The 10,414-nt window shown below is 44.7% G+C and carries 7 protein-coding genes, 5 tRNA genes, 2 rRNA genes and 1 pseudogene; 3 read left to right on the top strand and 12 right to left on the bottom strand.

Annotated features, from left to right (window positions below; genetic code table 11):
- Positions 1-13: 13 nt before the first annotated feature.
- From WQ57_RS21015 to WQ57_RS21025, 3 genes are all read right to left on the bottom strand, one after another.
- Positions 14-1,294: a TRAP transporter large permease gene (locus tag WQ57_RS21015; RefSeq protein ID WP_084820344.1), complete on the bottom strand. Its 1,281-nt coding sequence runs from the start codon at positions 1,292-1,294 to the stop codon at positions 14-16.
- 5 nt (positions 1,295-1,299) lie between these two features.
- Positions 1,300-1,797 (bottom strand): TRAP transporter small permease, encoded by a 498-nt coding sequence (locus WQ57_RS21020; RefSeq protein ID WP_046525713.1) that lies wholly within the window; start codon positions 1,795-1,797, stop codon positions 1,300-1,302.
- A 172-nt stretch (positions 1,798-1,969) separates the two neighbouring features.
- Positions 1,970-2,992 (bottom strand): TRAP transporter substrate-binding protein, encoded by a 1,023-nt coding sequence (locus tag WQ57_RS21025; RefSeq protein ID WP_046525714.1) that lies wholly within the window; start codon positions 2,990-2,992, stop codon positions 1,970-1,972.
- Between the two features lie 344 nt (positions 2,993-3,336).
- Between WQ57_RS21025 and WQ57_RS21030 the strand changes: the two genes are divergently transcribed.
- Entirely contained in the window at positions 3,337-4,332 is a 996-nt protein-coding gene (locus WQ57_RS21030) for a LacI family DNA-binding transcriptional regulator (RefSeq protein WP_046525715.1), read from the top strand.
- 45 nt (positions 4,333-4,377) lie between these two features.
- Here the strand turns inward: WQ57_RS21030 and larC are convergent.
- Positions 4,378-5,805 (bottom strand): annotated as a pseudogene (larC, locus tag WQ57_RS27435) (nickel pincer cofactor biosynthesis protein LarC).
- Positions 5,802-6,560 (bottom strand): nickel pincer cofactor biosynthesis protein LarB, encoded by a 759-nt coding sequence (gene larB / locus WQ57_RS21045; RefSeq protein WP_046525716.1) that lies wholly within the window; start codon positions 6,558-6,560, stop codon positions 5,802-5,804. The pseudogene larC and the gene larB overlap by 4 nt, the downstream one beginning before the upstream one ends.
- A gap of 508 nt (positions 6,561-7,068) precedes the next feature.
- Here larB and WQ57_RS21055 point away from each other — a divergent pair.
- Positions 7,069-8,259 carry an ROK family transcriptional regulator gene (locus tag WQ57_RS21055; protein WP_046525718.1) on the top strand — a complete coding sequence of 397 codons (1,191 nt, stop codon included), beginning with the start codon at positions 7,069-7,071 and terminating at the stop codon, positions 8,257-8,259.
- A 135-nt stretch (positions 8,260-8,394) separates the two neighbouring features.
- A complete protein-coding gene (locus WQ57_RS21060) occupies positions 8,395-8,853 on the top strand; it encodes a DinB family protein (protein WP_046525719.1) in 459 nt (152 codons plus the stop codon).
- Positions 8,854-9,062: 209 nt separating this feature from the next.
- On the opposite strand, the gene WQ57_RS21065 is transcribed toward WQ57_RS21060, so the two are convergent.
- The 7 genes from WQ57_RS21065 to WQ57_RS21095 all read right to left on the bottom strand — a co-directional run.
- Positions 9,063-9,144, bottom strand: a tRNA-Leu gene (locus WQ57_RS21065).
- A 20-nt stretch (positions 9,145-9,164) separates the two neighbouring features.
- Positions 9,165-9,256, bottom strand: a tRNA-Ser gene (locus tag WQ57_RS21070).
- A 52-nt stretch (positions 9,257-9,308) separates the two neighbouring features.
- A tRNA-Arg gene (locus WQ57_RS21075) sits at positions 9,309-9,385 on the bottom strand.
- 6 nt (positions 9,386-9,391) lie between these two features.
- Positions 9,392-9,476 (bottom strand) — tRNA-Leu (locus WQ57_RS21080).
- Between the two features lie 53 nt (positions 9,477-9,529).
- A tRNA-Val gene (locus WQ57_RS21085) sits at positions 9,530-9,605 on the bottom strand.
- A gap of 37 nt (positions 9,606-9,642) precedes the next feature.
- A 5S ribosomal RNA gene (gene rrf / locus WQ57_RS21090) occupies positions 9,643-9,758 on the bottom strand.
- A gap of 200 nt (positions 9,759-9,958) precedes the next feature.
- A 23S ribosomal RNA gene (locus WQ57_RS21095) occupies positions 9,959-10,414 on the bottom strand; the annotation flags it as partial.

A 10,414-nucleotide genomic window follows, 5' to 3' on the forward strand; every position in this document is an offset into this window, starting at 1 on the left:
TTTTTAAAATTTCTTAATCAAGCATTACACTAGGCAAATAGAGTGACAGTTGGGGTACGAAGGTAATCAGCAACAAGACAACAATCATGGCTCCATAAAATGGAAGCATGTTTTTAGCTGACTTCTCTATCGGGATTTTTCCTATCGCACAGCCGACAAACATCGCTGTTCCAACCGGCGGTGTAACCAGTCCAATGGCAAGGTTCAAAATCAGCACAACACCGAACTGGACAGGGTCCATTCCTGCCGCCGTTGCGACCGGAAGGAGGATTGGAGTAGCGATCAGGATTAGCGGAGCCATATCCATGAACATTCCCAGCACCAATAAAATCAAGTTAATGAGCAACAAGGTGACAATATCATTGGGCGAAAACGCAAGCAATCCCTCTGTGACCATTGCCGGTACGCGAAGCAAGGCCAGCAGCCAGCCAAATGCTGAAGATGCCGAAATGAGAAACAGCACCATCGATAAAGTTTTAAACGTACGATAGAAAATAACGCTCATTCTTGACAGCGGGATATCCCGGTAAACGAAGAAAGTAATGATAAAGGCGTAAACAACTCCGATGGCAGCGGATTCAGTAGCTGTGAAGATTCCGCTTACGATCCCTCCGATGATAATGACTGCAGTCAGGAGTCCCAGCAATCCTTCACGGACAATTTTAGGAATCTCTTCCTTCCTAACAGGTTCACCTTTCGGATAGTTTCTTTTGATTGCGATGGCATAGGTAATGACCATGAGCGCCAACCCAAGCAGGAGTCCTGGAAGAATGCCGCCCATAAACAAGGCACCAACAGAAACTCCGCCGGCTGCTGTTGAATAGATGATCATATTATGGCTAGGAGGGATCATGACACCCTGTGCCGCACTCGAAATGGTTACATTGACAGCATAATCCGAATCATATTTTTGCTTTTTCATCATTGGAATAAGCACAGATCCAATGGAGGAAACATCCGCTACGGCCGAACCGGAAATCCCGCCAAAAAATGTACTGGCCAACACGTTAACCATTGCCAATCCGCCACGCACTTTTCCAATGAGAACATTGGCAAGGTTAATCAACCGGCGAGAAATTCCTCCCTCATTCATAATCTCCCCTGCCAGTATGAAAAACGGAATTGCAAGGAGCGAAAAGGATTTTAGCCCGTTTACCATTCTTTGCACCAAGGCTGCCAGGTCAATATCCATATAAATTCCTGTGAGAAAGGACGAAACCACAAGACATAATGCTACAGGAACACGCATCAGCAGGAGCAGCACAAAACTGCCCATTAAAATCCATACTTCCACTTCAATCACTCCTCAACGTTCTCATCAAGAACTTGGTGCATTCCCTTTTTAAACAATAACTCAATGCCGTAAATGAGCATGATCACTCCAGTAACCGGGACTACAAAATACTGGACACTGTTCGGAAGCCCTGTCCCTGGCATTGTCGAACCACCCATCAGTACGGTGAACTGGTATCCGTAAATAATAAAGATTATTGAAACGGCAATGACCAGGAACTTCGCTACATAATCGAAAAAAGTCTGTGCTTTTTCCGGCATCATGCCGACAAACAGGCCAACTCCAATATGAAGCTTTTCCCTGAATCCAACCGCAATTCCAAGAAATCCAATCCAGATAAAGAGCAGCAGGGAAACTTCCTCCGACCATTTAGGAGTGTAGCTGAAGAAATACCTTGTAAATACCGTTGCGGAAACAATAATTGTTGTAAGCGCTATGAATAATATTCCAATAAAATCTACAACGCGGTCCAAGCCATTTTTTAGTTTCTTGATTCCATTCATGGAAAAGCCTCCTATTTTAGAAAAGCGCAAGCACCTTGCCCAGCTTCGGCAAGCGCTGGAACGTCACCTTACAAAACGAAAGGGATTGGGCAGCCATTCCTCCTTCTGATACCGCTGATAAGGTAAAGAAGGGGGGGCTGCCCAATTATTCAACATTAACTTTTATTTTGTATTATTGGTTCTCGATTTTTTCAATCCATTGGCTATAGTCTTTGCCATATTTGTCATAGAGCGGCTGTACAGCTTCGCGCCATGGAGCCACATCTGTAATTTCAACGATTTCACTGCCCGCAGCCTCTACTTCCTGCTTGGACTTTTCAACAAGTTCTTTCCATGCCTCACGCTGAACATCCTGTGACTCTCTCGCTGCCTCTTTGAAGGCTTTCTTGTCTTCATCGCTTAAACTATCCCATAATTTCTTCGAGCCAATGACCACTTCCGGTACCCTTGAATGTCCATCCAAAGTGAAATGCTTGGCAACTTCAAAATGGTTGGAAGAATAATAGCTTGGGAAGTTATTTTCTGCACCATCAATTACGCCCGTTTGAAGAGCGGAATACACTTCACCATAAGCCATTGGAGTTGGGGATGCTCCCAATGCCTCAATCATGTCAATAAAGAGAGCGGACTCCTGAACACGGATTTTAAGCCCCTTCAAATCCTCCGGCTTTTCCACCTTGCGTTTTGTATTGTAGAAGCTTCGATCCCCAGAATCATAATAGGTTAACCCAACAAGGCTTGCAGATTCCAGGGTAGCCAATAGTTCTTCTCCTGTTTCTCCATTCAAGACATCCCATTGGTGTGTTTCATCTTTAAAAAGGTATGGCATGGACAGCACGCCAAGGTCTTTGGAAAACTCGGCAAGCGGGCTTCCGTTCACACGTGCCAAATCAATTGTTCCTAGTTGTACCTGCTCTATTACACTTTTCTCATCGCCAAGCTGTCCGCCTGAATATACTTCGATTTTATAGCGTCCATCCGTCTTTTCTTCTACCAATTTGGCAAACTCTTTGTCACCAATCGTTGTTGGGTAATCATCAGGCTGGTTTTCAGCAAGTTTCAAAACCACTGGTTCGGCCTTTTCGGATCCTCCGCTTTCACCAGAGCTGGATTCCGAGTTTCCACAGCCAGCCAGGAAAACGGAACCAGCAAGTACTGCCGATAATGACAGCATAGATAATGTCTTTCTTTTCATGAAACTTCCCCCTCTTTTTTATCATTTTTACACATCCAAACTAACGGCATGTAAGGAAGCGCTTCCAGGAAACGCTTACAAAATGTACTTGATAGACAGCAGACTCCACTTAGTTTTGATGTTATCAGTAATAACAACGTTGTTATTACTCTTTTATAGTAAGGGATGTTCTGCTAGTTTTCAAGATAATTTTTTTCAAAAAAAAGGGACTTTTTTGAATTGTAAGCGTTGACATTTATTTGTTCAACAATGAAAATAGAAAAGAACCGCTCTTTATTGACGCAAATATTACAACGTTGTTAAAATCAATACTTCCATATAAACTAATATGCTGGGTGAGAATTATGTCAATTACGATAAAAGATATTGCCAGCCTTGCAGGAGTCAGCTACTCGACGGTTTCAAAAGCCTTGAATGACAGTCCTCTTGTCAGGTCTGAAACAAAACAAAAAATCCTTAAAATAGCAAATGAAGTGGGCTATGAACCTAATTATGCAGCTCAGCAGCTTGTGTCAAAGCAATCAAAAGTGATTGGTTTGATTTGGCCAACTGTCGAGCGCGTTGCCCCATCCACGCTGCTGACCAAGATAAATGAGGAAATCAGCAGGCATTCCTATTCAATGATTTTATCTATTAGTCCGCTTAAATCCTCTCTTGATATGTTTAAACGGTTTAATGTCGATGGAGTGATTGTCTTTGATGAACAGAATTATGAGAGATTGGACGCTTCCTCCATCCCCATGGTGACATACGGGGTTGCAAAGAATAAAAATATTCCCGTCATCGATGTCAACTATCAGGAAGCCATGCATACTGCCGTAGATTACCTTTATAGCCTGGGCCACCGGAAAATCACCTTCGTCGGCGACTTTTCTTTGGATGATGAACGTCAAACAGAGAAATATTATGGCTTCAACCGGGCCATGAAAAAACATGGCCTTCCGATCAGCAGCAACCATCTTGTGAATACTGCCGGTTTGGACTGGTATGACGGCTACACAGCAACAAGCAAATTATTAAAATCCGGTTTTTGTTCGACAGCGATCATCGGAGGAAGCTATGATATCAGTGCAGGAATTGTCCGGGCATTGCGGGAAGCCAATTATATCATTCCCAAAGATGTTTCCGTCATTAGCTATGACAATATTCCACAGATGGCCAATCTTGAGGTGCCCTTAACCAGTTTCGGTGTTCCCGTGGACCAAATCGCCAAATATATCGTTACAACCTTAATGGACTTTATCCAGGATAAGGACTCGGTGCCATATGTGCAAACACTGCAGCCTGCCATCAATGAATTGAATTCATGCGCCCATGCCGCTGTAAGTTCCATTGAATAGAAAAAGGCCCTCCGGGTAGGAGGGCCTGATACTTTAAGCACACTGTTAATTTCCCTGTTCAACGCCTTCATGGTAAGACTTCCATACTTCCTCATAGACCATTTTCAAAGGGATTTGATAACGCTCCGCAATGATGCGGCACTCTTCAAATTCAGGTGATTTTTGCACAACCTTCCCCTCATGCATGCCTGTTTTGAACGTCACCACGCCCCACTTTGTATGTACCTTTTTAAACACCCGTTCCAAACGGTGCACAGTTAGAGGATAATAACGGACACCAAGGGTCGTTGTTTCTCTAAAGAGGATTTGTTTCATGGCATCCACTTTGCTGCTCGGGCATAATAATTGGAGAAGTACGGCAGGACGATTCTTTTTCATATAAATAGGGGTATAAAAAACATCATTTGCACCCTCATCAAACAATAAGTCCATTACATAGCCAAGCCATTCTCCCGAAATATTATCCAGGTTGACTTCCATCTTGACCATTCGATCATCGGTATGTTCATGATTTGGCGGATGTTTTGCCATGCGCGCCACTCCTTTCACGCCAGGCTGCACTTATTCTCCAAGGATGACACGCAAGACATTGGGATGCTCCCTGAATGTTTTGGTGCCTGCTCCGTATCCGATGGACTTCACTTTCATGGACGGAAGGGAACAAAATTCATCGGCAAGCACTGAAACAATAGCAGCGCCTGTAGGCGTAGCCAGTTCTCCCCGGACGTCTCCCCCTAAAACCGGAACGCCTTTTAAAATTTCAAGGGTAGCCGGAGCGGGAACAGGATAGATTCCATGATCAATGCTGATTTTCCCTGTTCCTACCGGGACAGGTGAGGATTTGACTGCGGTGACACCTAGCTGGTCAATCAAAATAGCTGTACCAATAATGTCGATTATGGAGTCAACGGCTCCTACCTCGTGAAAATGGACCTTTTCAAGAGTTACACCATGAATCCTGCCCTCTGCCTCACCAATCTTCCTGAAAATCCTCAAAGCCATGTCCCTGACAGAATCACTGAATCCGGCAGATTCTATCATCTGTACAATTTGCTTATAATTGCGCTGACCATGGTGATCGTGCGAATGACTATGGCCATGACTATGATCGTGGCTGTGGTCATGATTATGGTCATGGCTGTGGTCATGACTATGTTCATGGCTGTGATCATGGCTGTGGTCATGGCTGTGATCATGGCTGTGGTCATGGCTGTGGTCATGGCTGTGATCATGACTGTGAACATGGCTATGTTCATGGCTGTGGTCATGAACATCCTTCAGCAGAACGTCAAATTTCACAGCGGATATGCCATTTTTAATTACATTTGTCCACTTTAGCTCATATTCTTCCTGGATATTTAGTTTTTTCAATTCCTTTTCCATCAGGGCCGGATCCGCACCGGCGTGAATTAAAGCGCCGATCACCATGTCCCCGCTGATGCCTGAAAAGCAGTCAAAGTACAAAATGCTCAATTCGATTCAGCTCCCTTATAAGCCAGTTGATTGATAAGTACCGCGTTATAGGCGGCTCCGAAGCCGTTGTCAATGTTTACCACACTTATTCCGGAAGCGCAGGAATTCAACATGGTCAGCAATGCTGACAAACCGTTAAAATTAGCACCATAGCCAACACTTGTCGGAACAGCAAAGATAGGATTTCCAATCAGTCCGCCAACTACGCTTGGAAGAGCACCTTCCATGCCGGCAACAACCACGGTCGCCGTAGCTCCCTGGATGGTCTCAATATTGTCAAGCAGACGATGGAGGCCAGCCACGCCAACATCGTAAACCCTTTTCACATTGCATCCCAGAGTTTCTGCGGTGACTGCCGCCTCTTCGGCGACAGGCAAATCGGAGGTGCCAGCACAGACAACTGCAATATATCCCTTATTATCAGCAACACTGGTTTCTTCATTTTTCCAGGCCAGAATCCTCGCTGCTTCATGGTATTGCATTTCAGGATATTGCTCCCGGATAAATTGTGCCTTCTCCTGTGAAATTCGTGTAACTAGTACCGATTCATTCCTTTGCCTTAAGGATTGGACAATGGCTAAAATTTGTGCGGATGTTTTTCCCTCTCCGAAAACAATTTCCGCAAATCCCACTCTTTTTTTGCGATGGTGGTCAATTTTAACAAACCCGAGATTCTCATATGTGGCCAATTTTTCCTTTGCTTCTGCAGCTGTTAAAGTCCCATCCTGAACTTGCTGTAGTATTTTTTCAATCAAGTTTATCCACCTCGTTTTTAGCGAATTTGGCAGGTCATCCCTATCAAATAGCACTTTATATTATCATCCCATTCTTCGTGTTTTAAATCAAAAACATGAAGTTGGACTTTTTTCAATTCTTCTCTAAGTTTTACACCGATTCTGAAGAACCGTACCGGATTATTATACACAATAATGGCACCCTCCGCTCTTAAAGAGCGTTCCACATAAAAAAATTCCGTGACCCTCGTCTGAACACCAAAACCCACTTAAAAATCCTGCTGAATAAAACCTTGTATTGCTTCGCTTCTCCCACATTGAAATTTGTGGCAGTATCGGGCTATAATAGTGTAAACCCTTTCATCATATGACTAATTTATTTGTTTACTAAACTTATAAAAATAGGAATAAATTTAACATTTTTTGTTAAAACGTCAATAATGCTTTCAATAAGTAAGATTCTTTCTATTTCAGCTGGTATACTAATAGTAAAGCTCCAGAAAGCCCGCACTAGAATCAGGAGGATAATATGGCTACAGGCGACGCAGCATTTATCAAGAAAATTAATCGTTCCATTATTATTAAACAGATCATAGAGCAAGGCATGATCTCAAGAGCAGACTTATCAAAAATCACCAACCTTACACGAGCAACCATTTCAGCCCAGGTGGCCGACTTGATTGAAGATGGACTTCTCCTTGAAACAGACCAGGAACATTTATCGGTTGGGAGAAAGCCTATCATGCTTTCATTGAATAGCGAAGCAGGGTATGCCCTCGGTATTGATTTGGACTATGGGGAAATCAACTTTACCTTATCCGACTTGCTAGGTATAAAGGAACACTCCGAGACAATCAAAATAGACACCATTGATTACAATGAAGTCCTGAATATCCTTATATCGCAAATTAATAAATACATCGACGCCTGCCAGGATCGGCGTTATGGCATTGTAGGGATTGTCATCGCGATCCACGGGCTTGTTTCCAAAGATGAAATCATTAAATTTGTGCCACGTTTCAAATGGCACGATATAAGATTGAAAGAAGATTTGCAAAGGGCCATTAACATTGATATTTACGTTGAGAACAATGCAAATCTTTCATCGTTTGCGGAGCGCGTATTTATTTACCATCAGGCGGATAACCTGGTCAGTACAAGCTTCCTGTCCGGCATTGGCTTGGGTGTAATGGTGAATAATGAGTTCTTCCGCGGCAATGAAGGGTTCGCAGGTGAAATAGGCCATATGATTGTCATGCCAGGCGGAAAGCCCTGCAATTGCGGAAACTTTGGATGCTGGGAGCAATATGCATCCGAGACTAGCTTTTTCAAAGAACTTTCTAAAAAGAAAGGCATGGAAAGCATCACCTATACGCAGGTTCTCAATTGGCTAAAGGAGGGCGATGAGACGGTCCACCAGCAAATGGAGCAGTTTATTTACTTTTTGACCATCGGGTTAAACAACATGATAAACATTTATAACCCTGACGTTATTGTCCTTGACAGCGAGCTGCTTCGCCAAAATCCTGCATACATTGACGAAATCAAAAAAAACTTGGTATCCTCCATCAGCCATTACCGGGAATTATCCGTCTCCAGGATCGGAAAGCGATCTAGTATCATGGGAGCCTGTGCACTGGCAATCAAGCATTTCCTGGAAGTTCCCATGCTGGACTTGAGCTTTGAAGAGCACAAGCGAAAAGAAAAGATGAAAATATAGGTACTCCCTGCATTGACAGACGGGTTTGTGGGCTGCTTTCCTCAAGCCCGGCTTTCTTTTATCCACTCTAATAAGGAATGGGATATAATTAGTTTTGGAAGAATCACAACGATTTTGCAAAGGAGCGAATGTAAGATGGAAAATACAAAAGGATTCACCTCTGGCTGGATGAGCCATCGCAAGGCCTTGATTGAATTGCTCGACACCTTGAATGATGGCCAGCTTAACTACAAGCCATGGGAAAACGGAATGACGCTTTCGGAACTAGTCCTGCATACCACCGGCGCAACTGCCATGTTTGCACAGACAGTGAAAAACGGGGAGTTCACTCCTCCATCCGGACCTAATGCTGTTGAGAGCGTCCAGAAGCTAAAGGAAGTTGTCCAGGAGCAAACAGAACTAACCCAGGCAGTCCTAGAGTCCCTGACTGGCGAACAACTTGGTAAACTTATTGATTTCAGCGGCATGAAAATGACAGGAAGCGTGATGCTGGAGACGGCCAGAGACCATGAAATTCACCATAAAGGCCAGCTATTTACCTATGCGCGTATGCTTGGAATTGAAGAATTACCGTTCTTTGTCAGCCGCGCTTAAGCCAAAGCTGCATTATCAAACAATAGACAGATAATATTGATACCTTGTTAAAAAGAACTCGGCAGTGCTCCAGCCTGCCGAGTTCTTTCATCGAAAAATCCAAATATGTCCATTTAAGGTTACCAATTTCATCTAAAAAACGCCTCCTACCGAAGTAGAAGGCGTTCGTCATTTTGACTAATTCAATTTTGGAATCCGTGCTCTATTGATACCGGTGGTCGGGGTCGAACCGACACTCCTTGCGGAACACGATTTTGAGTCGTGCGCGTCTGCCAATTCCGCCACACCGGCATAAGAAATAATTATTTTTATGGCGGAGAGCAAGGGATTCGAACCCTTGAGACAGCGGTAACCGTCTACACGATTTCCAATCGTGCTCCTTCGACCTCTCGGACAGCTCTCCTATATTAAACGAAACCTTTTTTAAAAAACAATAAGGTTTTCTATATGAAAAATGGCGCGCCCGAAAGGAGTCGAACCCATAACCTTCTGATCCGTAGTCAGACGCTCTATCCAATTGAGCTACGGGCGCATTTTTTGGTGCGGGTGAAGGGAGTCGAACCCCCACGCCTTGCGGCGCCAGATCCTAAGTCTGGTGCGTCTGCCAATTCCGCCACACCCGCAAATGTTTAACTGCTGTTTTTCTTTCAAGTAGAAAGGCCAATCCAAATATTCATGGTGGAGGATGACGGGATCGAACCGCCGACCCTCTGCTTGTAAGGCAGATGCTCTCCCAGCTGAGCTAATCCTCCGAATAAAAAAAGACAGAGAAAAATTCTTTGTCTTTTCGCCTGGCAGCGTCCTACTCTCACAGGGGGAAACCCCCAACTACCATCGGCGCTGAGAAGCTTAACTTCCGTGTTCGGCATGGGAACGGGTGTGACCTTCTCGCCATCACCGCCAGACTATTTTATTGAAATGAGGGTTGTTCCCTCAAAACTGGATAATGCATTTCAGAAGGTTTGCAATTTCGAGTATCGTTCTTGTCCAGCTCCGGCTCCTAGCCTCTCGAGTCGCTTCGGTCATCATTTGAAGTCAAAGAACGACTTCAATTGCTGGCCCTCCAGCGCTGGTCGAGGCTGTACAGTCGCCTCCGCTTTTCAATTAGGTTAAGTCCTCGATCGATTAGTATCAGTCAGCTCCACACGTCACCGTGCTTCCACCTCTGACCTATCAACCTGATCATCTTTCAGGGATCTTACTAGCTTGACGCTATGGGAAATCTCATCTTGAGGGGGGCTTCATGCTTAGATGCTTTCAGCACTTATCCCGTCCGCACATAGCTACCCAGCGATGCCTTTGGCAAGACAACTGGTACACCAGCGGTGCGTCCATCCCGGTCCTCTCGTACTAAGGACAGCTCCTCTCAAATTTCCTGCGCCCACGACGGATAGGGACCGAACTGTCTCACGACGTTCTGAACCCAGCTCGCGTACCGCTTTAATGGGCGAACAGCCCAACCCTTGGGACCGACTACAGCCCCAGGATGCGATGAGCCGACATCGAGGTGCCAAACCTCCCCGTCGATGTGGACTCTTGGGGGAGATAAGCCTGTTATCCC

Origin of the sequence: Mesobacillus campisalis (assembly GCF_000986785.1) — a bacterium.
In the GTDB taxonomy this organism is placed as follows: Bacteria; Bacillota; Bacilli; order Bacillales; family Cytobacillaceae; genus Mesobacillus_B; species Mesobacillus_B campisalis.